Below are 21,887 nucleotides of genomic sequence, written 5' to 3' on the forward strand. Positions count from 1 at the left end.
GGAAAAAGGTGGGGTCCTTTAAGGACTTTGCGGAAGTTTTTCAGGCCTGTTAAAGTTCAGGCGATAAGATTTATAACTTAATCATGATTAAATCAAACGGTGATACCATGAAGAAGGCTGCAATAATACTGGCGGCTGTTGTGTTGCTGTCTGTTTTTGGAGTTGTTGGAATGCCGAAGGTCAGCGCCGCTGGGGAGGTCGTTATAGCGGTCGACCTCGCCCACGGCGAGAACCCGAAGGGGCTGACTGACGTTACTTACGAGAACGAGACCCTGACCGAAGGAATGCTCAAGGTTCTGACTGACTACACCTTTGTCTACTTCGGCGACTCTAAGTACGAGGCAGACCTCGGCATTAAGAACATTGGCGACAAGATAACCTACGAGGCCCTCAAAGAGAACAACGTTACAATATTGATCATTGGCCAGCCTAGGAGCCCGTTCTACCCGGAGGAGGTTGAGGCCATCAAGAAGTGGCTTGAGGAGGGCGGCCACGCCCTCTGGATTGCCGGCGATTCTGACTATGGAACCAGTGGTGTTAACACCATCAACTTCGTTGACAGCGTCCTCAACCAGCTCAACATGACTAACCTCAGACTGGACCAGGCTTCAGTTGAAGACCCCGTCAGCAACGCCGGAGCTCCCTACCGTGTCGTTGCCTACGCCGACCCGTGGGGGGACACACCCAAGAGGGACATCATCGTCCAGGGCTTCGAACACGATGGAGCAGTCCTCGCCCACGGTCCTGGTGTCGTTGCCTGGGTTGACGGTGTCGATGGTAGTGGTGACTGGCACAAGCTTACACCGGAGGAGAAGCCCGAGAACACTTACGTGCTGATTCGCAGTACCGGTGACTCTGTCATAAAAGAGAACGAGGATCCCGCCGCGAACGCTTACACTGCCGGTGAGCAGGGTGAGTTCCCCATTGCGGCTGCCCAGATTATCGAGCTTGAGGGCAAGAACCCAAGCGTGATCATCGTCAGCGGCGAGACCCCAATCGGCGGCTACGAGCCCATGTGGACCAGCGTTTACTACCAGAAGCCGCTCGACGGGCCAAAGGTCGTCTCCAACATATTCAAGTGGAGCGTTGAGATCACCAAGGGTGAAAGCGGAAAGAGCACTTGCGGTCCGGCGTTCCTCGTCGGCCTTGCCGTCGTGCCGCTCCTCCTCAGGAGGAGGAAGTGACTTCCTTCCCTTCTTTTTGTTTCATTCAACCGACATCCTTTTATTTGGTTCACTAAAGTTCTAACGGGGATGGTACCATGAGGCGCTTTATTGGGATTCTCTTGATAATCGTTCTTGGCTTAAGCGTAGTCGCCAGCGGCTGTATAGGGGGAAACGAAGGCAGCAGCGCCGGATCTTCGGGCAAGGGAATAACACTGACCATCGTCACAAGGCATGATGCAACGATCCAGTATAAGGTGAAGCAGCTCTTCCTACAGAGCGACATCGCTAAGCAGTATAATATCGAGGACATCAAGTTCATAGGCGTTCCCGAATCCCTCTGGCCGAGCTACATCGAGAAGGGTGCCGATGTCGGCTGGGGCGGAGGGCCAACGCTCTTCGACAACATGTACAGGATGGGCTACCTCGCCCCGATAACAGACCAGAAGATACTCGACCTCATAGGCAATCAGATTCCGGAGGAGCTTGCGGGAATGCCGATGGTCAGGAAAAACGGGAGCCAGGTTTACTGGATAGCGGCGGCGCTTTCATCGTTCGGTTTCACAGTGAACAAGGAGGTTCTCAACAAGCAGGGACTTCCTTTCCCGAATAAGTGGGAGGACATAGCTTCTCCTGACTGGGCCAGGGATCCGCAGATGTACGGCATAGCTGACCCGACGAGGAGCACCTCCAACACGAGGATATACCAGATTATCCTCCAGGCCTTTGGCTGGGACGAGGGATGGAGGATAATGACGCTCATAGCGGCCAACTCCAAGGTCTATGAGGCCAGCGACGCCGTCAGGGATGCGGTCATCAACGGTGAGATAGCGGCTGGAAACACGATCGACTTCTACGGCTACACGGCGATGAAGCAGAACCCGAACTGTGTCTATGTCATCCCAGCCGGAGAGAGTATAATCAACGGCGACCCGATAGCCCTGCTCAAGTACAGCAAGCATCCGGAGGCTGCTCAGGCCTTCATCTACTGGGTTCTCACAGAGGGACAAGCCGTATGGATGAGCCCCGAGATAAACAGGCTCCCGATCAACGCAGAGGTGTTCAACAAGACCATAACTGAGGACGAGGCTAAGATACTCTTCAAGGGCGAAAACGCGGGGAAGACCTACTCTGAGGCGGTGCCGGCGCTGGTAAAGGCGTACGAGCTCACGATATCCAGTGAGGGTATTCCCTTCGACGATGCCAGAGCGCTCAAGACCGTCAACTCCCTCCAGTACTACTTCAAGGCGACCCTCGTCGATGTGAACGGCCCGCTCCACCAGGCCTGGATGGCCCTGGTCAACGCTTACAAGGAAGGAAAGATTACTCAGGAGCAGTTTGAGAAGCTCAAAGACGAGCTTACCGCACCGATAGAGTTCAAGGACCCTGAGACCGGACAGATGGTCACCTTCACCGAGGAGTATGCCGCCAAGATTAACGACAGGATCGCAACCGACGCGGGCTTCCAGAGCCAGCTCATGGACGAGTGGCGCAGTGCCGCCCAGGAGAAGTACAACAAGGTTCTTGAGGAGCTGAAAAAGATTACGGGTTGAAGTCTTTTATTTCTTTTCTCCTTATGTTTTGAGGAGTTGGCCCACACTTGTTTCCACTTGGACGTCTAATTTTGTCGCTTGAAGTACAGAATGTTCCTGGAATCACGACCAGAAACATTTAAAACACGCTTATAGACCCCTCTCTGTTGGAACATACTGTAACTCAGCGAGAGGTGGTTGTCCGATGAAGGTCAATAAGTGGAGCGAAAGGCTGTTCGGGACGCCGCTACCAGATGGCGTCGTCATAACGTCGTTCCTATTCCCTCTGCTCTACCTCGTGGCGTTTCTCATCATACCCACGTTCGTGATGCTAGCGACGGCGTTTGAGTACAACGGCCATATCTCTGCCCACTGGTTCAGCAGCATCTTCAGGTCTGCCTATTACTTCAACCCGCTGCATCCTGATGGGTACCTCGTAAAGACGCTGACTTACGGCGGGAAGGAGGTCTATCACTTCTACGGCTGGGACTTCGGCGTTGTCATTAACTCCATACTGGTATCAATAGCAGTGATGATACTGACGACGATCCTCGGAACGGTCTTCGCGTTCATAATGGCGCGCTACGACTTTCCAGGCAAGAACATAATGAGGGTTCTCCTCTTCATCCCGCTCCTGGTTACACCCTTCGTCAACGTGGTCGTCGTCAAGAAGATGTTCCTCCCCGACGGAATCATAAACTGGATATTCTACGAGCACCTCCACATCTTCCCGAAGCCCATCTGGATAGACGGGCTGGTCGGTGTCATCATCGCCCAGACCATAACTTACTACCCGATAGTTTACCTCAACGCCTACGCGAGCTTCATCAACATTGACCCTTCTCTCGAGGAGCAGGCTGAAAACCTCGGAAGCAAGGGGTTCCACCTCTTCAGGACGGTTACCTTCCCGCTCGCCCTTCCGGGAATTATGAGCGGTGCAATACTCGTTGGAATATTCAGCCTTGAAGACCTCGCCGCGCCGATAGTCTTCCAGGGAAGCCCGATAGCGAAGAAGCTCATGTCCTACCAGATTTACAGCTCCTTCGTTTCGGGGTTCGCCATAGGCAACCCGCAGATGGCGGCTTTGGCCCTGGTGATGCTCGTCCTGGCAGTTATAATGTTCCTCGCGGTCAGGTGGTACGTCGGCCTCAGGCAGTACGCCATGCTCAGCAAGGGCGGAAGGTGGAACCCGAGGGTTGCAAAGCCCAAGTGGTGGCAGGCACTCCTTATAGCCTTTGTCGCAGTTCCGGTGCTCCTCATTACGGTGTTCCCGCAGATAGGCGTTCTCCTCCTGGCGTTCTCCAAGAGCTGGTACGGAACCTGGCCAAGCGGCTTCACGCTTGACAATATGAAAGCGATAATAACACAGCCGGACATTGAGAGGGTTATCATAAACAGCCTTATGTACTCAACCGCCGCAGTCTTCATCATAATCCTGCTCTCCCTTACCTCAGCTTATGCCTCCAACAGGTTCAAGAAGGCCAGGCTCGCCCCGATAATAGACAGCCTCGCCACGATACCGATAGCGGTCCCTGGTATCGTCATAGCGATGAGCTATTTCTTCTTCTTCTCGACGGTGCCGCCGTTTAAGGGAAGCAGCCTCGACCCCACCAACCTGCTGGAGTTCTTCCCTGGAGCGGCGCTGATACTGGCCTACTCGATCAGGCGTCTGCCCTTCGCCGCACGTTCAATCTCCGCTGGCTTACAGCAGGTTCACGTCTCCCTTGAGGAAGCGGCAATGAACTTGGGAGCTGGAAGGTGGAAGGCCCTCACCAGCGTCATAATACCGATGATATACCTCAACCTCTTCGGAGGTGCAATGCTCAGCTTCGTCTACTGTATGAGCGAGACAAGCGTTGGCATCACCCTCGGTTCGATAAACTCGACCTGGTACCCGATAACTGCAAAGATGAAGGAACTCATCATCGGTGCAGTTGGAAGCGCAAACCTTGCCGCGGCCCTTGGTGTCTTCCTTATGGCCGTCCAGATAACGGCCATAGTCATAGCCAACCTGATAACCAAACAGAGGTACTCCTTCATAGGCCTAACCTGAGGTGATGATAATGGTCGATGTCAGGCTTGAAAACGTGGTTAAGGAGTTTGACGGCGTTCAGGCCGTCAAGGGGATAAACCTCCACATAAAGCACGGTGAGCTGTTTACACTGCTCGGCCCGAGCGGCTGTGGAAAGACCACAACACTGAGAATGATCGCCGGCCTAGACTATCCGACGAGCGGGAAGATATACTTCGGCGACCAAGAGGTCACTTACCTTCCCTCCTACGAGCGTGGTGCGGTCCTTGTCTTCCAGAACTACGCCCTCTGGCCACACATGACGGTCTTTGACAACGTCGCATACGGCCTCAAACTGAAAAAAGTGCCGAAAGAGGAGATAAAGAAGAAGGTCGAATGGGCGCTCGAGCTGGTCAAGCTCAAGGGCTTTGAGAACCGCTATCCGACCCAGCTCTCGGGCGGCCAGCAGCAGCGTGTCGCAATAGCCAGGGCTTTAGTGGTTGAGCCAAAGGTTCTCCTCCTTGACGAGCCCCTCAGCAACCTCGACGCCAAGCTCAGGCTCGAGATGCGCTCCGAGATAAGGAGAATCCAGCGCGAGCTCGGAATAACCGTTATCTACGTCACCCACGACCAGGAAGAGGCCATGGCGATAAGCGACAGGATAGCGGTCATGAACGTCGGAACGGTAGAGCAGGTGGGAACGCCGAGGGACATCTACGAGAGGCCCCAGAGCGAGTTCGTGGCAAGCTTCATGGGCAAGACCAACGTCATTCCGGCCAAAGTCGTTGAAAGGGATGGGAACAAGGTTACGGTCGAGTTCGAGAGCTTCCGCCTCGACGGCCTTTACTACGACGGCGACAAAGATGACGTCGTCCTCGTCATAAGACCGGAGAGAATAAAACTTCACCCGGTTGAGAACGCGGTCTCCATCGAGGGTACCGTTGACCTCGTTGAGTACTACGGCTTCTTCACGGAGGTCGTCGGTCTCTTTGGAGATACTAGGATCATCGCGAGGACGATAAGCGACAGGGAAGTCCAGGGACTTCGCCCGACCCAGCCCGTTACCTTCTACATCAACCGTGAGGACATAATCGTCCTGCCCAAGCAGCTTTGAGCTCTTCTCTCTTCTTTTTGAGGTGAACACGATGTTAGAGCTGATGAGGGAAGGTCAGGTTTACGAGCTCCTTCTAGTCTCAAAGTCCAACGTCACCCCCGTTGGCGTCGTAAGAAGGGGAGCGACGCTCCATTTCAAGCTCTTCCCTGGAAAAAGCTTTAGAGATTTGCTGGAAAACAACCGGATCGCCCTTCAGATGACCTGGGACGCCGAGCTCCTCGTGAAGACAGCCCTTAACCTCGACGTGGAGCTTTCCTTTGAGTCTCATGATCAGTATCGATGGATACAAGGACTCCCTGGCTGGCTGGGAGAAGCCCGGTGCAGAAGAGATGTCTGGACGGACGGGCTCGGGACTACAGAGGTTCTTAAATGTGAATTCTTCCCCGAGAAGAGGCTGGTAGGAAATGCCCGGCCAATTCCCTTTAGCAGGGCAGACTGCGTTCTTGTGGAGATGGCGGTTCTCTTCACAAGATACCTTGTCAAACCTACCTTGGAGCTTAAGAACAGAATCCTTGACCTTTACGCCCTCTACAGGCATCTCGGTGGAAACTCTGAGGCGGCAGAATACATCGTTGGACATCTCGATTGAACCTGAATTCTGCGACTGCCGTGTTTTTCTTCTCCCCTGGTTCGAAAATAGCATCCAGAGGAAACGTTTTAAGCGGTGTGGATTTCTTATTACCCGGTGATACCATGCTGAGGAAAGTCCTCTCCATGCTGCTTGCTATAACTGCCGTTTTGGCTGCCGCCGGCTACGTCTCGGCGGAAGAGTACTCCTACACCTACAGCGACTACCTCTACCAGCCGGCTCCCGTTGTTCCAGCGTTTGCACTCCCAGGAGAGAGCTTCGAGCTCTACGTTAAGGAGGGAGTCTCAGTAAGCTCAATAGAGGCCGTCTCAGTCCTTCACGGCCCGTACCAGCTGGAAATCCAGGGAACATCGCCGGGAGAAGACGGAATGACTGTAGTGAAGGTCAAGACACCGGACGACATAGCTCCTGACACATACTTCCTGCTCATAAAGACCGACAAGGGCACTCTCGTCCTCCCCAACGGCCTGAAGGTGTTCAAGGAGTGGCCGAAGGAGCTTAAGCTAGCCTGGACGAGCGACACCCACGTCACCACGGGTGCAAAAATCGGCTACGTCTGCGGCGACTACTTCCAGAGCAACATCTACAAGCTTGAGGAGATGTGCTCAAACCCGATTCCACTTCACAGCGTCGTCGCTACCTACAGCGCCTACCTTTACTGGGGAATGAATGGAGCGACCCTGATGATAAACACTGGAGATGAAGTTGACACCAGCGGCGACATGGTCGGTTACAAGATTATGTTTGACATAACCAAGGACACTTCCGCCGCCGACATGCCCGTTGTCGGAATCAAGGGAAACCACGATGACCCGCCGACGGTTTACACCCAGCTCCTCGGTCCGAAGTACTTCTACGTAACCATCGGCAAGTTCATCATAATTGGCCTCGACACCGGCGGTGACCAGGGATACCCGACGGAGGATCAGCTCGATTGGATGGAGAAGGTTCTCGAAGAGCACAAGGACTACACGCCGATAATCCTGTACCACCACCCGTACTTCTTCGATCCGCGCTGGAACTACCTCGGTGGAGTTCTCAAGGGCCTTGACCCAGATGCCGACTGGGATCAGATTAAGGGACACCTCCGCAGGAGCTGGTCATCACAGGAAGAAATCTCCAAGCGCTTCCTTGAGGACATAGTCAAGTACAACGTGCCACTCACCATGAGCGGTCACATCCACCACGATATGTACTGGCTCTACATTGACAAGAACGGCAACAAGCACTACTTCCTAACCCTAACATCAACCGGTGCCCCTGACAAGGAGCCCAACCCACCTGCAAACCCGAAGCACAGTCCGACATGGTATGGAAGCAACCTGGTTGTCATCAAGGAGGACGGAAGCGTTGAAATGCCCTATGTCAACGTCGAGATCAAGGACGACAAGGTTCAGAGCGACTTCATGAGCGTTCCCGTTCCGCAGAGGTTCATGGCCTTCAGGCACGTTTCCGAAGCGGGAACCGCTGTCAAGTTCATAAACCAGCTTGATGAGAGCGTCAGCGGCCCGATAGTTCTCCCGATACCGGAGGGGGCAAAGGTTGATCCAGAGGCCACGAACATAACCTACACAGTCCTCGGTGAGAGGCAGATAGCCGACCAGTACTACATAATGCTGAACGTCACGATTCCGCAGGGTGTCTCCCAGCTCGTTATTGACACTGGTGCAGACACCGAGAAGCCAGTGGTTCAGATAGCCTACCTTCAGCCGAGCCACCCCAAGCCGAACGCCAACTTCATGGCATACTTCACAGCTCAGGACAACCTTGGTATAAGAGATCTCTACGCCGTCATATACGACGAGAACGGAAACCGCGTTAAGTACGGCAAGGTCGACAAGTTCCCTGGAGAGCCCTCCAGTGGAAAGCCTGGAGACACCTTCTACATCGTCCAGCTCCCAGGTCTTGAGGAGGGCAAGTACAAGATTGAGATAGTTGCAGAGGACTTCCATGGAAACAGGGCGACCGCCACCAAGGAGATAACCATAACCAGCACCTCAAAGGCCGCTAAGACCACCACGGCCAAGCAGACGTCATCAGAGGGCAAGAGCACCTGCGGGCCAGCGGCCCTCGTTGGCCTCGCAGTTGTGCCGCTCCTCCTCAGGAGGAGGAAGTGACTTCCTTCCCTTCTTTTATTCCCGCCTACCGTAACTTTTATAAGAGCACCCCTCAAGTTCTCTCCAGAGGGCCCGTAGCCTAGCAGGATAGGGCGCCGGCCTTCTAAGCCGGAGGTCGCGGGTTCGAATCCCGCCGGGCCCGCCATTCTCCAGATAATAGCTTCCATGCGCGTCACCTTCTCTAAATGTTCCCGCAAAAGCTTGTTAACGAGGGCCGACAGGCTATAACCGGCTTCTCTGAGACCGCCGACCACTTCTTCATCAAGGTACAAATGAACACGCGTCTTTCGCCTTCTTTCGGGCCGTTCTCGTTTGTGAGAGCCGCTATTTTTGTGGGCCATATTGGGCTTTTGTCCCACTCTTTATCACCGAGGTCATATAGAGTATTATGATATATATGCATAGGGCATCACCAGAGCTCTGCAACTTTGCCTATCTCAAACTTCCACATCTTTGCAAGATTCTCCATCCTCTCGGAGAAGCGGTCGGAGAGCTTATACACTCCAGCGTCCTCTCTGACCATACCGAGGGCCAGGAGCTTTTTCATAACCCTAAAGTATAGGACCTTGTCAGCACCGTCCACGCCGAGGGCTTCTTGGTATTCATCCTTGAACAGGCCACCGTTCTGCTTGAGGTAATCAACAACTTTCCTGGCTATTTCCAGAGTCTTGCCATCAAAGAGGAGTTCAAGAACACTGTTCGGCGGCTGGTACACGGGAACTCGGATCGAAACATAGTCAGGGAACTTCCGCCTGCGCGGCATTATACCACCCCTATTATTTCGTTTACAACATTCATATTTTTCACCGTCCAGGACGCTTCGGAAGTTGGGAGGAATAGGTACAGGGCTTGTATATTATCCTTGGTTTTCTGGCGAATAAGGTTGGTTGTACGGGAAAGGTCCTTGGAAAAGAATGATACTATACGGGAAGTGTTAGTATTCAGCATGGCTTGGACACCACCCCTATAACTTTAGGACCGCTGAATGGTTCAATATTCACCTCATCCACCATGACCTCATCGAAGCATTGTTCGAAGTATTCTAATGCCAACCTTTCTGCACCTTTGTAATCCCAAGCAATTACAAGAACCTCCCAAACAGCTTCTTCCGCAAACGGGTCCAAATCTCTTGTCCAGACAGTTGCCTTGTATAACTTCAATTCACTCATCGCCCCGTCACCTCCCTCCAACCGCGTAGGCTGGCACCTGAGCCGGCTTCGACAAGTTCACACCGAGCAGGAGGCCGAGGTCATCCGCAAACTCCCCAAAGTCCCTGCTGACGACCACATCATCGAGGCTGATGACGGCGTAGTAATCTCTTGCCGAGCCACCGCGCCTGTACTCAAAAGAGGGCTCCACATTGGCGACATTGAACATCACGAACCGCTCCTGGCCCACTTGAATGAAGTAATAGAGCGGGAGAGTGAGGACTTCTGAAAGCGCCCTGAGCCTCTGAAACTGCCACCCATTCACGAGAAGCTCCCTCTTTGCCCATGAATCCTTAGCCACGCGCCAACTAATGAACTTGAGTTCAAAAGCCGCTAAAGGAACCTCAGAATGCTTTCTGAACACAAGGGCATCGAGGTCATAGAGCGAGAACTGACCAGGAAGGGCCTCTTCTATCAGAGTGCTGAACAAGTACTTGTTCTCTGCACTCCTGATTTCTCTTTGCATATAATCGAAAAAGGGCCTGTACACGTGGCGGCCGTACCTGGCCGCCTGGCGGATCATTTCCGCTCTTGCCGCGACCATCACGCCCTCACCCCGACGAACTGCTCCAGCGTCGCCTGGCCCTCGTGCGGCCTGACGCGACGGAGCTCCTCGCGAAGATCCTCAACTTTCTGGAGAACCTCAAGCCTGTTCAGGCGCTTTGGAAAGAGTATTGGAACCCCCTCGCGCTTGGCCTCGCGCTCCGAGAAGACATGTATCTCAACATCCTCGGAGCGGAGCCGGCCCTCGTGGAGCATCAGAGCGGCCTGAGCTATCGCAACCTCCCAAGCCGCGAGCACGTGAGGGGCTTCAGTGACGAACTGCTCGCCGTCGATGATGATGAGGTACTCGGTCATAGCCGTCCCTCCTGCACTTTCTTCTGAATGAAGCTGTCCTGATACGCGTAGGCGTACATCTTCGTGTTGATCTTGCCCGCCTGAATGTTGAAGTCAGTCCAGGCCTCTGCGATGAGACTCCTTGCAACATAGCCGTCCCTGCTCATCTCGAACAGGTCAATGACATCATTCAGCATGCCTCTCAGTCTGAGAAGCTCAGTGTAAAGCTCCTCTTCGTTCATCCCCACACCCCCCGGAGCGTGAAGCAGTACTCGTCCTTCACAACCGCGCCCTTGCGCCCGAGCTCGTCGAGCGCGCTGGCAACCTCTTTCGCGGGAAGGCCAGTCCTCCTGACCAGTTCGCTGAACGTGGCAGGGCCATCCTCGAGGGCCCTCTGGATTAGAAAGGCTGACGGGATGCGCGCGATCATGAGCGACCCTCCTCGACTCTTGGTGCGATCAGGAAGCTGACCTCACCGGCATCCCGAACCATGTACTTCAGAAGCAGTGGTATGTCAAAGCCAAACCGAATGATGACTTCATCAGCATCAGCGAGACTCCTTAGGATGTCCTCGAGATATGCAACCCCGTACGCACTCTTCGCCTTTGTCATCTTGTGCTCCAAGTCAAGGAGACCTGGATCCTCCATAGTGAGAACGGTTCTAACCTCGGAGTCGTTGCCCTCCGCCTTGAAAGTCAATTTCTCAGGGGTAGCCATGAAGTAGATTGAGTCGGAGACAAGCTTTGCGGCCTTAACGGCTCTTTTCAGAGCTCCAGCGAGCACGACGGCCTTGACAGTCCATGGCAGGCTCGGAATTTCAATCTCAGGAGTATTGGCGTCTATTAGAGGGAGCTTGAACCACGTGTTCTCATCACCGAGCAAGCCGACCTCGAGGAAATTCTCTCCACCCTTGCGGAGAACAAGCGTATCCCTGCTCCTTGCAAGCTTAAGAACCTTCAGGAAACGCTTTAGATCAAAGGCTATCGCTTCCTCACTCTCGACGGAGTACTTGGAGAAGAGCATTTCTGGAAGGTTGAGGTCAACGAGGACGACCCTGCTCGGGTCTATAGCACGCATCTGAATTCCTTCCATGTTAACCTGGAATACTGCCTCATCGAAGAACTTCTCAAGCGTGGCTATCAGGCTCTCAAACTCTCTAGCCGAATCAAACACAATCTCAAAAGTCATGCCATCACCTCCTCGGAAGAAGATGAAGAGGAGGGCTCGTCGCACTCATTTAGATACTCTTTCGTGTCGTCGGCGAAGACGTCAATGTCATCGTAGTCTATCTTCACGAAAACAAACGAATACTCTCTCATGCCCTCACCTCCCTGCGCTCGATCTTCTTCAGCAGGTCTTCAAGCGCGTCCGCGTACCCCGTCCAGTAGGCCGCGTTCTCGCGCTCTCCCCTCGCAGAGAGGGAGAACGCCGTCTCCCTGGCGATGCTGGCCTCGCGCTCGACGTACTCCAGCAGGGTCGGCACTTCCTCGACCTGCTCCAGCACCGCGTCCAGCTTGCGCTTCTCCAAAGCGACCCAAGACCAGATGGCGGACTCACTCATTCTCTATCACCTCCACGCCGTCGATGTCAAAAACCACTCCATAGTCCACGACCTCCCTTGCGAGCAACTCCCCCTTGAGCATCTCAATGGCCTCATCAGGGTCGTTATTGAGGAGCTCCTGGAACTCCTCGACGTCAATTCCCGGGGCTACACTCGAAAGGGCTTCAAGAGGCACGGCGGCCTCAATCTCCAGTCGAATATTCACCCACTTGCCCATTCCTCCTCCCTCCTTAGCCATACGCGGAACAGCTTGTAGCTCGACTCGACCGAGCGAACAACGAAACCATCACTTTGCAGGGCTTCAACCGCCTTGAGGAAGCCCTGAAAATCCTCCCACGAGGCTGGCGTCGTGAGGCTCAGCACTACGGCACCAGGAACCTCCGAGGGCTTGGTGATGCTCGTCTTCGGGCCGAAGTCAGGAGAGTTCTCCTGGAAAGGCTCAGACATTGGAAGCCACCCCCATAGGGCTAAATCTGAAAACAAGCGCGTCACGGTTCCGGTGGAAGTAAATACGCTCCAACTGGAACCCCTCCGCACCAAACACGGTCTCCAGATACACTAGCTCGCTGGCCTTGACCCCGCCATAGACTACCACTTCCACGCCGTTGCTGGCCGGCACTACATCAGCCCGGTTCGGAAAGGCCTTCACAACCTCCTCCCGGGCATACTCAAGCCCCGACATCATACACGACCACCTCCCGTGACGACATACGTGTCAACAATCTCAAACCCAAGCTCCCTCGCTCGGGCCTTGTTCAGAGAATAGCGCCCATCCTTCGGGAGAATCACCAACTCCCGCTCAAGCTCAGTGATAACCTCTCTGAGCTCCTCCTCCTGGACATTGAGGATCTTCAGAAGTTCGTCAAACGTGAAGCTGTTCACTGCAAGGACATCCACAACCCGCTCAGCGAGCTTGAGGTCAGCCTCAATCTTTGACTCCGAGACCCCGAGGAGATCAAAGAACTTATCGAGGGTTGTAACGGCAACCCTAGGCCTTGCTGAACCAAGTCTCCGTTGTACAGGGTAATCCCAATTAAGAAGATCGCAAAGAGTCTTGAAATTATAAACATCTAGTCTGGTGTCCGCCCTGATGGCTTCAAGTAGAGACTTCTTGATTATGACTTCATTACCTCTCACGACAAAGTATGGACTAAGCTCATGCTCCAGCACATAGAAGACTCTGTCTTTTGGAGTTGTGGAACTGTCCGCGTAGCGGGAATAACGGAAATAAGTCTCATCAAAGTGCCTCCTAAGCCATGTGACAACCTTTTCCCTCTTCTCATCATCAAGCTCCTCGCGGTAGTTATCCACCAGCTCGGCATTCTTTAGCCACTCAGGGATGTCAAGCCCGGCATACTCGTAAAGCCTCTTCACAAGTTTCTCGGCAAGATCTTCCCACGGTAAGGCAAGGAGTTCAGGCTCCTCTTTAATCACGTTGAAAACAAAGCGTCCAATATCAGCGAGGTAATCTAAGTACGGGACAATCGAAGTCTCAAAGTAGTGAGCGATCTCTGGAGGTATCTTATCCACCTTCGAGAACTCAACGGTGAAAAAGCGCCTCCTAATGGCCTCATCCTTAATCCCTGGCATATTAGCGTTGAAAGCAAGAGTTGCAAGGGCAGGATACGGCCTCCTGATGTTCTTCCCAACACTCTTGGTTCTGAAAAGGTATTGCTCGGGAGCGTTTTTAATGAGGTTGAAGAAATTGTCCCCCTCATCTCCAAAGTTCAGGGACTTGAATAGGGGCGCCGCCTCATTGATGACAATAACAGAAGCTACTGAAGAGATTGTTTCGCCAAAGTTGTAAACGCTCCAAGAAGAACCAATAGAGGTCACCTTACCAAGCGGCTTCCAAAGGTATGAAATTACCTTGGAGATGACCTGAGTCTTTCCTGTCAGAGATTCGCCTATGAACAAGAGATAAGGGATCCAGCGGCGCTTCTCGTTGTAAACTTTATATGCATAACCGAGGCCCGCAACTAAGGCCCACTTGAATATCTTTCCAAACTTGACCGACCAAGACTCATACCATCTCTTATCAGGATTGGCTTTAACGATCTTATCTAAAAGCTTCAACGCGTCATAAATCCTGACGCGAGAAGGCATTTGTGTATCAAAGCCGTACGCCTCAAGTTGCCTAGTCTTGGGGTTCCAGTAAATTCCGGGGGCCAGAGGTTCATGCACATGCTCAACAGCCTCAAGGAGGCGAGCAAGGGCAAGAATAGTATCTATCGCTTCCTTTGCGAGAGCCTCACTCAGAAAGAGACCTCCAACCTCATTCAACTTGTCGAGAAGCTCAACCTTTAAGGCAGGTCCAAGCTCTCGTATGTAAATCCCTGAGAGAGCTCTCTCGGCGATGACCCACCGATACAGGGTTGGAGCATCCATGTTGGCCTCCTCAGCGGCCAGCTCGATGGTGAAGTCGTGGACTTCTCTTATTGCAACAGGTACAAAGTTAAAGACAGTCCTGTCGTGAACAGCAAACTCTTCTTCAACTTCCTCGCCAGTATCTTCATCTTTATATTTCCTCTTCCGGATCCTGTAAAGCGCAACGCGGGGGTTCTTGTAGTCGAGGACCCAAAACTCCCTCCCCTTACGCTTGAAGAAGATTGTATACGGGTCGGGATCGTGAGGCCAGCCCCTGAACTCTGCAGGGAGAAACTCCATGTCGAGTTCTCCTGAGTCCTTGCTCGCTTTTGTAAGGAGGTCTCCGAATTTTATGACGATCGGTGAAAACTGAATGTTGTCACTGTTCCACTCTTCGTCCATTGAAACTCACCTCAGGTTTGCTCTACAAGCTCAGGCATCACATAGGCGAGAAGCGCGCGGAGGGTTTCATCCTCCGTCACTTTCTTTCCCCGTTCCATGAACAATTTGCCTCTGAACTTCTGAAACAGTTGATAGGTAGACTCCCGAACATACACAGCACGCCACCCTTCAGACGGCATCGTCACCACCATGTATACTGTTTATCAGTATTATACTGATTTTCAGGATATATAAGCTTTGTGTGGACCCTTTAAGACAGTATTGCTCAAAGGTGAGAATTTACAAATTCAAATAGTAAGGGTGTCACAGTCTGGCCAGGTGTGACGCAAGTGTGACGGATGTGACGGGGGTCTAAGGGCTTTAAATCCTGAAAAAAGGAATCTGCGGGGAGTTTAGTGTCACACATGTCACACCCCATAAAAATGTGCCTATATTATTTCACATAGCAACTCTTCAATATTCGTTATTATGACAATATACTATGGTTTAAATTATAGAATATTTGTCATTATGACAAAATACCGCGCAATCTGAAATTAATACCTTTATATATTTTTATAGAGTGTGACACTGTGACATTAAAGAAGACAGGAGAATGGCTTATTTCAAAAATAAAGCGAAAAAACCCTGCGTCACACCCGTCACACCCCGTCACAGTTGGTGGAACTGTGACACCCTTACTAATCATTATTGTAAATGCGCTCAAGTATCTTGCGCTCCTGCTGTTCGTCAATGGCTTCAAATTGACTTTTTGGGGATAGGGTTGGCCCCATCTTGTTCGTTATGAGCGACTTGACATGGATGTAATCCACAAGCAGAATCTCTACAAAATCGCCGACTTTAAGACCGAACCTGTCCCTGACGGGTTTGGGAATTGTGAAAACTCCACGATCATACAGCTTTGCTACCGCAAAAACGCGACCGATTATTTTGCGATTTTGATCTGGAATCCTTATTATTACTATAACAAAGTCTCCATCCTGCAAACCAAAGTATTCTCTGATATAAATAGGAACCATAACCCTACCCTGAGGTCTTACTCTGCTCTGAAACTTGGCTAGTGGCTCGACTACCTTTGCCTCTTGGTGATCCTGCTCGGTCATTGGTCTCAGCTCCGTTGGTTGTTTATCCCGTATCTATTCCGTATTTGTTATGGTTCTAATAAACTCTATGGTAGAAAAGGTTTGCGAAATTTTCTCCGCTATGGGAAGTTCCCCAAGGAGTGTTGAGAGAAAAGATAAAGAATTGGGTCTTTACTTGGGGAGGCCAAGGTTTCTTTTGAGTTGGGTGTCAATTTCCTCGAGGCATGCGTCACATATCCTGTCCTGTTGTTCTTGTGGGAAGTCTTTTAGGGCCTTGGCCATGGCTTTGTTGTACATATCCTCTAGTTTCCTAATCAAGGCGAAGATTTGTAGCAGGTGTTTGTAGTCTTGGGGTTCTATGTACAGCGAATAAATGATGGAACACTCTTTTTTCTGGTTTTCACAGTAGTATTTAGTAGCCTTTAGGATAAAGTAGAGGCTGTTGCCGAGGCATTGGAGTTCCATTAGGTAAAAGATGTATTTTCCTCCAGAGGTGCCGTCAGGATTGCGCTCAGTCCCTTTGAGTTCTATCTTTGCTATTTGGGTGGGGAGGAGGGTTATGTAGTCTTCGTAGGGTTCGTCGAATTCCCATTCTATGAGTTGTTTTAGGTGTTGGACTGTCTCAATAGTGTATGTTGTGGAGGTTGCAAGCTGGCTCCATACTTCGAATATTTTCCTCACTGTGCTCACCTCAGTCTCCTGGTTTCTTGAATCTGATTGCGAGGGTATCGCTGATTCGGTGATAATATATTCTGTCGAGGACCAGTCCGCCTTTCCAGGCCGCGTTTTCTATTTCCCTAAATTCTTGGCCAGAAATGCCTCCATGGATGTGAATCTCTATACCTCCATCCGTGATTCCTACATGCCCCTTGGTGGACACTATACGAGATACAATGTCTTGGAGTTCTTTTATAGAATACATGGGATCACCTCAATTCTAGAACAATGAGTGGTAGCTAATAAGACTTTTGGGTTTCATTATATCTCGTATCAGATCAAAACAGTATTAAGGAGTAAATATCATTAAGAGTTTTGGTGAAGTTGTATGGTGCGTGCTGTATATGAAATTGAAATTGGGGGGAAGATCTATACAATACCTTTCATAAACGGTGGTTCTGCAGGATATATTGTTGAAGAAGCCGAAGAGAAAAACGAACCGGCCGCATACATAGTCCCATTATCTTCTGGTCTTTTGGAAGTTATGATTGATTTAACAACGACTGAATTTGCACTGACTAAGGAGACTCAGGAGGTACTTAGGAAGCTGGTGCGAGAACTTCATAAAAAAGCTCTCTCAAATGATAATGAGCATGTGCCTAGAAATGAGTTGTGGTTTGAGGTCAACAGTGATTGGGTGTCCTTTTCTATACCTAACAGCCTTGTTGATGAAGCGGTTGCCAATGTTGCAAAAATAGCACTTAATCCTGAGAATTGGAGAAAGATAACTGTTCTGAGGTGCCCTGTGTGTGGCCGTAGAGTTAGGGAAACTGAAACAGATTTAATCGGTATCTTCCCTGATGATGAGAATATTCAGATTTTATTCTGTCCTGAATTTGATCAGCGGTTTAGGGGTCAACATGTTGTGGCGTTCAAGTGGGATGGAGAGTGGAAGCAACCAAGTTATTTTTACCATAATCCCGAGCGGGACGGTTTGATTGAAGTCAAGAAAGGTAGTTATGACAATGTGACTCTTTACCTCTTGTACTTGGAGGCAATTTCAGGAGACAATGTTAATTTCAAACGTCCTAACCTTGAGTGGATGAGGGCAAAGATCCTCTGGAAAAATGGGGAACCTGTTGGGTACTATGCATACTCGGTGGATGCCCATAAGTATCCGACACTTCATCAAATATTCGTGAGGAAGAAGTTTAGAAGACAGGGGCATGCTACAATGATGCTCAATGATTTTCTTAACTCGTTTCCGGGAACTGTGCTGATAGAAGATCCTAATGAAGCCACTCAAAATCTTCTTGTAAAGCTTAGCCTTGCAAGGCGCGTGGATAGAGGAATTGAATCAACCGGACGCATTATGTTTCTCCCTGGTGGAATATAGAGTATATTTCCTATCTTTTCCTCTCACCGTGGTCTAACCTGGCATGAAACTTGGCTAGTGGCTCGATCACTCGCGTTCCCTGCTCGTCTTGGCCGGTCATTACTCTTCAGCTCCTTTTGTCTTTTGGTGTGGTTTTGGGTGTGAGGAAGATTTTTATGTATTCGTCAATGTATTTTGTTTTGAATTTGCTTTCTAATTCGCGTACGGCTTTTCCACAGGTCTCTCTAAACATGGGTATCTGTTTTTTGTCTATGATTTTTATCCTCCAGGCGTGTTTGTGTCTGTGATTTCTTTTGAGGTACCCTTTTAGGGGCCCTGTTGAGAGTCTTTTCAGTGAATCATTAACTCTTTTCTTGATTAGATCTCTGTATTCTCCGTGTAGGAACTGGTAGATTGAGTAGGCGCTTGAGGTGTATAACTCGTGTGCAAGCTCTCCTGTAGTAAATTCGCGTTCGGTTAGGGTGTTCATATCAACTTCAAGATCGATTAGCATAATTAACTCGGCTCTCATTTCGTCTAGGGCTTTGCCAGCTTTCAGGAGTAGGATGTCTTCTGAGATTCTAATTTCGTCTTCCTCTACTTCGTATTTTCCTGGAGCTATCTTTTCGAGGGTGTTTAATAGTTGTTCCCATTTTTGGTCTTGCTCGTTGGGATCATCGATGGGCAATTCGCTCTTTTTGATTATTTTTCCTTTTGGGATGATGATATCATCTTTAAAGACCATCCCTTTTGTTGGCAGTTCTTGTCCTAATGTTGCAAATTCTATTAGTTTGTTTATGATGTGGATTTGAAAGATCTCAGCGTCGTCATTTGGATCAAAGGGGAAGAGTACATAAGAAGGTTTGTCTTTTAGTCTCCATTTTATTGGGAATACTTGGTTTAATTCGGGGTTTTTGTATTCTCCTTTTACTAACTCTATTTCTTTTACAACGGGATTGGTGGGGTCTTCGGATTTATCTGGTGGATTTATCTCGATGATTCTAATGATTTGGATCCGGGTCTCGTTGGAAAGCGTTTCGTTGTTATCTATGTCTTTATAAGAAAAGTATGAGACGTCCGCTTTGAGTTGAGTGGGACGTTTTTTGAAGGGTATTCTTGCTTGGTCAATTATTATTTCTGGATGCTCTATCAAGTAGAGATATTTTTGTAACTGTTCATGATTTGCTTGAAAGCTTTTACATTCAAAGACTACAATGTGTTCTTTCTCATAATTCGGAAGGATTATGTCGGGAGTTACCCCTTTCCCATTCAGGTCTTCTTTCTCTACATTCCTAAAATGGATGTGTGCTTCTATGCTGTTTTGTACTATTCTATAACCTTTTTTATAGAGATCGTTGGGGAATTTGGGTGTTGGGGTAGCAAGGTTTAGGATGATATTCATCAACTTAGTATGTGCTTTCTGGAATTTTGATAACTCTTCAAGAGTACGGATTGGGGTACCTTCATATTTAGATAGTTTAAGATATTTATCTAATCCTGATGCCATATTGGGGCACCTCGAGATAAGCTTTGGCATCATAAGTCTGTTGGATGTTTGCAAGGAGCCTTAGTGCAGTGTTCCCGCAGGAGCCCTTTGGGAGATATAATCTAGCCCACCAGGGAGTAACTTCTAACGAGAAATTATCTCCATTGTGAAGGTCAGTTCCGACTATAATATACATGTCTTTTTCTACTTGTTTTGCAAAGCCCCAAATCCTGAATGGCTCTTTGGGTGTTGTAATTGCTTTTGCAAAGAGATCTAAATCAGAGATTTCTTTTTTGAACTCATATACGAGTGGGATTTTCTTTTCCCAATCCCATGAGGAGTAATCAATAAGAGAGTCCTCTATGTATTTCAAGTTGTTTCTATATGTGTGTACAACACTATCGATAAATTCCAAATGTTCATCGAAGGATGTTCCTTTTGCTGTGAATTTACCCCAATAATACAGATCTTCTAAGACGAATTTGTCGGGGTACTCTTTCTCAACGAGTTTAATCCCAATTTTTGTTAGTCTGGTCATGTATCGGAACTTCTCATGCTCTTCAACGATCTCAAGGAGATCTTTAACCAATTCACCTGAGCCATCAATTCTTAGTTTGCTAACTTTGTTCTCCTTTTTTTCTTCCTCGGTGCTAAAAGCAGTCTCGTCATGTTTAATGGAGATGCTTCTAAGATAAACATCTTTAAAGGATATATGCATGAATTTCTTTAGAAGCTTGTTTGATAACCATAGTTTATCTAATCTCGATTTTATTTGGCTAACAAATTTGTTATAAGCACTATCAACGTCTTGGGCCTTGTCGAGAGTGAATACTCTCCAGAATCTCGAATCTTTGGCATCTAAGAAGAAGTGAACTTGAAGTTTTTTATCCTTATCCGTGATATCTATTCTGTATAGTAGGTAATCTTCAAGAGGTTCTACTTTAATTGAATCAAACAAGCCTCTCAGGACGTATTTGAGGAATTTTGGTGAGATATTCGACTCAATGACATACGTTTTAACAAGATTTTGGTCTGGTTCCAATTTTTGTTCTTCCAGTATCTCAGCATAACTGCGAGCCATGTTTACCTCTAACCATTCGTAGAGATCTCCACGAGTCTTAATGTCTTGCACATGTGTTTGCTGTCCTAATGTTTGAGGACTCATACTTCATCACTCTAAATCTTTGATGATTCAAATCTTAATTTTTTTGGTTAATGTTAATATGTCCTTGACTCCATTCTGCAACTTCGCTAGTGGCTCGACGACTCTGGCTTCGCTGGTGTCCTGGTCGGGCATTGGCTCACCCCTCTATGTTCTATCAAAATCAGAATATAATGTCTCCAAACATATTAAAACGTTTTCCAGCGTTTGGCAACGTTTAAAAATTAAATCGCACAATAAAAGAGGGGAGTAACTAGAGAGGGGGTTAGTGCATGCTCTCGGATGATAATAATTGGGTTAGTGGTTTTAATCCTTTCGATGAGGGTAGCAAGGAGGTCCAGCGCGAGATAGAATATAGCTTCTTCAAAAAGGCCGTTGTTGAGTTGCTACTGATCCCTCTGCTCGTGTGGTCTATAATGGTGCTCACTATAACTCCTTTCGGAGCCGATCCCAATTTTGAGTTGTCCTTTAGAAGTTTCCACGTTAAGGGATCTATGTTTGTGGTAGGGCCGTTTATAGTTATGCTGTTGTTCCTCTGTAGATTCCCAAGTGTATGGTATCAGATGTATCAGTTTAAACTCAAGTATATGGAAACGATATTAGAATCTCTTAAGCGTTCTCAAGAGTAGCGCAAAGCTGAGTATTCCCACAGGTACTGTCTTATAAATATTATCTTTCTTGGTTCTAGTTAGGGCTGTTGCAGTCTTGTTCACCCACCCTGTTATTGTGAGGTACCACGAGCCTTTTTCGAGAATGTAATAGTCCCATAATGGAATAAAGAATGGAATCCATTCCGAATGGAGGGCTATTCCAATTAAGGAGTATATGGTAATAGTTATACCCATTAAAAGGAGGGAAATCACGTTAATCTTGTTATCTACTTCACCAGCCTCTATTTTGTTAGTCACAAATTTCGAGATTATGTGCCAGTTTCTGAGCGTGAAGGCAGTATAAGCCAGTGCAAAGCCTGCAAGGGCTGTTCCTATGTAGCTCTGGAGACCGTAATAGTAGAGGATTATTATAGTTGGAAGTGAGCTGAAGAGTGCAAAAAACCAGTTAACCATAGCAAATACAAATATTATCTGTAACCATTCCATAGAGTCTTTCCAGGTTACTTTATAAGTATCTCTTTTTGTGAAAGTTACCTCGCTCATACTTCTCCCTTCGCTTGGTACTATATACGAACTCCTTAATAATTTATCTGTGGTTTAATCAGTACTATAT

General features: G+C 49.2%; 26 protein-coding genes and 1 tRNA gene. 8 read left to right on the plus strand and 19 right to left on the minus strand.

Annotated features, from left to right (window positions below; translation table 11 throughout):
• Positions 1 to 83: 83 nt before the first annotated feature.
• The 7 genes from TK_RS02805 to TK_RS02835 all read left to right on the plus strand — a co-directional run bounded on the left by TK_RS02805 (position 84) and on the right by TK_RS02835 (position 8,671).
• Positions 84 to 1,184, plus strand: a complete 1,101-nt coding sequence (locus tag TK_RS02805) for a CGP-CTERM sorting domain-containing protein (protein ID WP_232500602.1) — start codon at positions 84 to 86, stop codon at positions 1,182 to 1,184.
• Positions 1,185 to 1,261: 77 nt separating this feature from the next.
• Positions 1,262 to 2,716 (plus strand): ABC transporter substrate-binding protein, encoded by a 1,455-nt coding sequence (locus tag TK_RS02810; protein ID WP_011249525.1) that lies wholly within the window; start codon positions 1,262 to 1,264, stop codon positions 2,714 to 2,716.
• Between the two features lie 184 nt (positions 2,717 to 2,900).
• Positions 2,901 to 4,748: an ABC transporter permease gene (locus TK_RS02815; RefSeq protein WP_011249526.1), complete on the plus strand. Its 1,848-nt coding sequence runs from the start codon at positions 2,901 to 2,903 to the stop codon at positions 4,746 to 4,748.
• A gap of 10 nt (positions 4,749 to 4,758) precedes the next feature.
• Positions 4,759 to 5,820 (plus strand): ABC transporter ATP-binding protein, encoded by a 1,062-nt coding sequence (locus TK_RS02820; RefSeq protein WP_011249527.1) that lies wholly within the window; start codon positions 4,759 to 4,761, stop codon positions 5,818 to 5,820.
• A 31-nt stretch (positions 5,821 to 5,851) separates the two neighbouring features.
• Entirely contained in the window at positions 5,852 to 6,409 is a 558-nt protein-coding gene (locus TK_RS02825; protein WP_011249528.1) for a DUF447 domain-containing protein, read from the plus strand.
• A gap of 104 nt (positions 6,410 to 6,513) precedes the next feature.
• Positions 6,514 to 8,526, plus strand: a complete 2,013-nt coding sequence (locus tag TK_RS02830; protein WP_011249529.1) for a CGP-CTERM sorting domain-containing protein — start codon at positions 6,514 to 6,516, stop codon at positions 8,524 to 8,526.
• 68 nt (positions 8,527 to 8,594) lie between these two features.
• A tRNA-Arg gene (locus tag TK_RS02835) sits at positions 8,595 to 8,671 on the plus strand.
• 264 nt (positions 8,672 to 8,935) lie between these two features.
• Here TK_RS02835 and TK_RS02845 read toward each other — a convergent pair.
• From TK_RS02845 to TK_RS02920, 16 genes are all read right to left on the minus strand, one after another.
• Complete coding sequence (locus TK_RS02845; protein ID WP_011249531.1) at positions 8,936 to 9,289, minus strand: hypothetical protein; 354 nt, start codon at positions 9,287 to 9,289, stop codon at positions 8,936 to 8,938.
• A 178-nt stretch (positions 9,290 to 9,467) separates the two neighbouring features.
• On the minus strand, positions 9,468 to 9,695 hold the full coding sequence (locus TK_RS02855; protein ID WP_011249532.1) for a hypothetical protein: 228 nt from the start codon (positions 9,693 to 9,695) through the stop codon (positions 9,468 to 9,470).
• 7 nt (positions 9,696 to 9,702) lie between these two features.
• Positions 9,703 to 10,278 (minus strand): hypothetical protein, encoded by a 576-nt coding sequence (locus TK_RS02860; protein ID WP_011249533.1) that lies wholly within the window; start codon positions 10,276 to 10,278, stop codon positions 9,703 to 9,705.
• Positions 10,278 to 10,592, minus strand: a complete 315-nt coding sequence (locus TK_RS02865; protein WP_011249534.1) for a hypothetical protein — start codon at positions 10,590 to 10,592, stop codon at positions 10,278 to 10,280. The genes TK_RS02860 and TK_RS02865 overlap by 1 nt, the downstream gene beginning before the upstream one ends.
• Positions 10,589 to 10,813, minus strand: a complete 225-nt coding sequence (locus TK_RS02870) for a hypothetical protein (RefSeq protein WP_011249535.1) — start codon at positions 10,811 to 10,813, stop codon at positions 10,589 to 10,591. The genes TK_RS02865 and TK_RS02870 overlap by 4 nt, the downstream gene beginning before the upstream one ends.
• Positions 10,810 to 11,001, minus strand: a complete 192-nt coding sequence (locus tag TK_RS02875; protein WP_011249536.1) for a hypothetical protein — start codon at positions 10,999 to 11,001, stop codon at positions 10,810 to 10,812. The genes TK_RS02870 and TK_RS02875 overlap by 4 nt, the downstream gene beginning before the upstream one ends.
• Positions 10,998 to 11,759: a DNA polymerase sliding clamp gene (locus TK_RS02880; RefSeq protein ID WP_011249537.1), complete on the minus strand. Its 762-nt coding sequence runs from the start codon at positions 11,757 to 11,759 to the stop codon at positions 10,998 to 11,000. The genes TK_RS02875 and TK_RS02880 overlap by 4 nt, the downstream gene beginning before the upstream one ends.
• On the minus strand, positions 11,756 to 11,890 hold the full coding sequence (locus TK_RS12295) for a hypothetical protein (protein ID WP_269763429.1): 135 nt from the start codon (positions 11,888 to 11,890) through the stop codon (positions 11,756 to 11,758). Before TK_RS12295 ends, TK_RS02880 begins: the two co-directional genes overlap by 4 nt.
• Positions 11,887 to 12,132 (minus strand): hypothetical protein, encoded by a 246-nt coding sequence (locus TK_RS02885; RefSeq protein WP_011249538.1) that lies wholly within the window; start codon positions 12,130 to 12,132, stop codon positions 11,887 to 11,889. The genes TK_RS12295 and TK_RS02885 overlap by 4 nt, the downstream gene beginning before the upstream one ends.
• Entirely contained in the window at positions 12,125 to 12,349 is a 225-nt protein-coding gene (locus TK_RS02890; protein ID WP_048053670.1) for a hypothetical protein, read from the minus strand. The genes TK_RS02885 and TK_RS02890 overlap by 8 nt, the downstream gene beginning before the upstream one ends.
• Positions 12,334 to 12,579 (minus strand): hypothetical protein, encoded by a 246-nt coding sequence (locus tag TK_RS02895; protein ID WP_011249540.1) that lies wholly within the window; start codon positions 12,577 to 12,579, stop codon positions 12,334 to 12,336. Before TK_RS02895 ends, TK_RS02890 begins: the two co-directional genes overlap by 16 nt.
• Entirely contained in the window at positions 12,572 to 12,817 is a 246-nt protein-coding gene (locus tag TK_RS02900; protein WP_048053671.1) for a hypothetical protein, read from the minus strand. Before TK_RS02900 ends, TK_RS02895 begins: the two co-directional genes overlap by 8 nt.
• Complete coding sequence (locus TK_RS02905; protein ID WP_011249542.1) at positions 12,814 to 14,901, minus strand: hypothetical protein; 2,088 nt, start codon at positions 14,899 to 14,901, stop codon at positions 12,814 to 12,816. Before TK_RS02905 ends, TK_RS02900 begins: the two co-directional genes overlap by 4 nt.
• Positions 14,902 to 15,581: 680 nt before the next feature.
• Positions 15,582 to 16,004 (minus strand): AbrB/MazE/SpoVT family DNA-binding domain-containing protein, encoded by a 423-nt coding sequence (locus TK_RS02910; protein ID WP_011249543.1) that lies wholly within the window; start codon positions 16,002 to 16,004, stop codon positions 15,582 to 15,584.
• Positions 16,005 to 16,154: 150 nt separating this feature from the next.
• The gene (locus tag TK_RS02915) at positions 16,155 to 16,664 is read right to left on the minus strand and encodes a hypothetical protein (RefSeq protein WP_011249544.1); all 510 of its coding nucleotides are present in this window, start codon (positions 16,662 to 16,664) and stop codon (positions 16,155 to 16,157) included.
• Positions 16,665 to 16,674: 10 nt separating this feature from the next.
• Positions 16,675 to 16,905 carry a hypothetical protein gene (locus tag TK_RS02920; RefSeq protein WP_011249545.1) on the minus strand — a complete coding sequence of 77 codons (231 nt, stop codon included), beginning with the start codon at positions 16,903 to 16,905 and terminating at the stop codon, positions 16,675 to 16,677.
• A gap of 123 nt (positions 16,906 to 17,028) precedes the next feature.
• Here TK_RS02920 and TK_RS02925 point away from each other — a divergent pair, with 123 nt between their 5' ends.
• Positions 17,029 to 18,036, plus strand: a complete 1,008-nt coding sequence (locus TK_RS02925) for a GNAT family N-acetyltransferase (RefSeq protein WP_011249546.1) — start codon at positions 17,029 to 17,031, stop codon at positions 18,034 to 18,036.
• A 106-nt stretch (positions 18,037 to 18,142) separates the two neighbouring features.
• Here TK_RS02925 and TK_RS02930 read toward each other — a convergent pair whose 3' ends face one another.
• From TK_RS02930 to TK_RS02945, 3 genes are all read right to left on the minus strand, one after another.
• Entirely contained in the window at positions 18,143 to 19,522 is a 1,380-nt protein-coding gene (locus TK_RS02930; protein ID WP_011249547.1) for a hypothetical protein, read from the minus strand.
• Positions 19,503 to 20,666, minus strand: a complete 1,164-nt coding sequence (locus tag TK_RS02935; protein ID WP_011249548.1) for a hypothetical protein — start codon at positions 20,664 to 20,666, stop codon at positions 19,503 to 19,505. The genes TK_RS02930 and TK_RS02935 overlap by 20 nt, the downstream gene beginning before the upstream one ends.
• Before the next feature lie 596 nt (positions 20,667 to 21,262).
• Positions 21,263 to 21,817 (minus strand): hypothetical protein, encoded by a 555-nt coding sequence (locus TK_RS02945; RefSeq protein WP_011249550.1) that lies wholly within the window; start codon positions 21,815 to 21,817, stop codon positions 21,263 to 21,265.
• Positions 21,818 to 21,887 lie beyond the last annotated feature (70 nt).

The organism is Thermococcus kodakarensis KOD1 (assembly GCF_000009965.1).
In the GTDB taxonomy this organism is placed as follows: Archaea; Methanobacteriota_B; Thermococci; order Thermococcales; family Thermococcaceae; genus Thermococcus; species Thermococcus kodakarensis.

Excerpts from the sequence above, each read along its gene's own strand:
- TK_RS02825 (WP_011249528.1), top strand. The coding sequence starts at position 5,852 with ATGTTAGAGCTGATGAGGGAAGGTCAGGTTTACGAGCTCCTTCTAGTC.
- TK_RS02860 (WP_011249533.1), bottom strand. The coding sequence starts at position 10,278 with ATGGTCGCGGCAAGAGCGGAAATGATCCGCCAGGCGGCCAGGTACGGC.
- TK_RS02855 (WP_011249532.1), bottom strand. The coding sequence starts at position 9,695 with ATGAGTGAATTGAAGTTATACAAGGCAACTGTCTGGACAAGAGATTTG.
- TK_RS02900 (WP_048053671.1), bottom strand. The coding sequence starts at position 12,817 with ATGATGTCGGGGCTTGAGTATGCCCGGGAGGAGGTTGTGAAGGCCTTT.
- TK_RS02905 (WP_011249542.1), bottom strand. The coding sequence starts at position 14,901 with ATGGACGAAGAGTGGAACAGTGACAACATTCAGTTTTCACCGATCGTC.
- TK_RS02885 (WP_011249538.1), bottom strand. The coding sequence starts at position 12,132 with ATGAGTGAGTCCGCCATCTGGTCTTGGGTCGCTTTGGAGAAGCGCAAG.
- TK_RS02930 (WP_011249547.1), bottom strand. The coding sequence starts at position 19,522 with ATGGCATCAGGATTAGATAAATATCTTAAACTATCTAAATATGAAGGT.
- TK_RS02935 (WP_011249548.1), bottom strand. The coding sequence starts at position 20,666 with ATGAGTCCTCAAACATTAGGACAGCAAACACATGTGCAAGACATTAAG.
- TK_RS02880 (WP_011249537.1), bottom strand. The coding sequence starts at position 11,759 with ATGACTTTTGAGATTGTGTTTGATTCGGCTAGAGAGTTTGAGAGCCTG.
- TK_RS02830 (WP_011249529.1), top strand. The coding sequence starts at position 6,514 with ATGCTGAGGAAAGTCCTCTCCATGCTGCTTGCTATAACTGCCGTTTTG.
- TK_RS02910 (WP_011249543.1), bottom strand. The coding sequence starts at position 16,004 with ATGACCGAGCAGGATCACCAAGAGGCAAAGGTAGTCGAGCCACTAGCC.
- TK_RS12295 (WP_269763429.1), bottom strand. The coding sequence starts at position 11,890 with ATGAGAGAGTATTCGTTTGTTTTCGTGAAGATAGACTACGATGACATT.
- TK_RS02845 (WP_011249531.1), bottom strand. The coding sequence starts at position 9,289 with ATGCCGCGCAGGCGGAAGTTCCCTGACTATGTTTCGATCCGAGTTCCC.
- TK_RS02945 (WP_011249550.1), bottom strand. The coding sequence starts at position 21,817 with ATGAGCGAGGTAACTTTCACAAAAAGAGATACTTATAAAGTAACCTGG.
- TK_RS02920 (WP_011249545.1), bottom strand. The coding sequence starts at position 16,905 with ATGTATTCTATAAAAGAACTCCAAGACATTGTATCTCGTATAGTGTCC.
- TK_RS02870 (WP_011249535.1), bottom strand. The coding sequence starts at position 10,813 with ATGAACGAAGAGGAGCTTTACACTGAGCTTCTCAGACTGAGAGGCATG.
- TK_RS02820 (WP_011249527.1), top strand. The coding sequence starts at position 4,759 with ATGGTCGATGTCAGGCTTGAAAACGTGGTTAAGGAGTTTGACGGCGTT.
- TK_RS02890 (WP_048053670.1), bottom strand. The coding sequence starts at position 12,349 with ATGGGCAAGTGGGTGAATATTCGACTGGAGATTGAGGCCGCCGTGCCT.
- TK_RS02805 (WP_232500602.1), top strand. The coding sequence starts at position 84 with ATGATTAAATCAAACGGTGATACCATGAAGAAGGCTGCAATAATACTG.
- TK_RS02895 (WP_011249540.1), bottom strand. The coding sequence starts at position 12,579 with ATGTCTGAGCCTTTCCAGGAGAACTCTCCTGACTTCGGCCCGAAGACG.
- TK_RS02875 (WP_011249536.1), bottom strand. The coding sequence starts at position 11,001 with ATGATCGCGCGCATCCCGTCAGCCTTTCTAATCCAGAGGGCCCTCGAG.
- TK_RS02865 (WP_011249534.1), bottom strand. The coding sequence starts at position 10,592 with ATGACCGAGTACCTCATCATCATCGACGGCGAGCAGTTCGTCACTGAA.
- TK_RS02810 (WP_011249525.1), top strand. The coding sequence starts at position 1,262 with ATGAGGCGCTTTATTGGGATTCTCTTGATAATCGTTCTTGGCTTAAGC.
- TK_RS02925 (WP_011249546.1), top strand. The coding sequence starts at position 17,029 with ATGGTGCGTGCTGTATATGAAATTGAAATTGGGGGGAAGATCTATACA.
- TK_RS02815 (WP_011249526.1), top strand. The coding sequence starts at position 2,901 with ATGAAGGTCAATAAGTGGAGCGAAAGGCTGTTCGGGACGCCGCTACCA.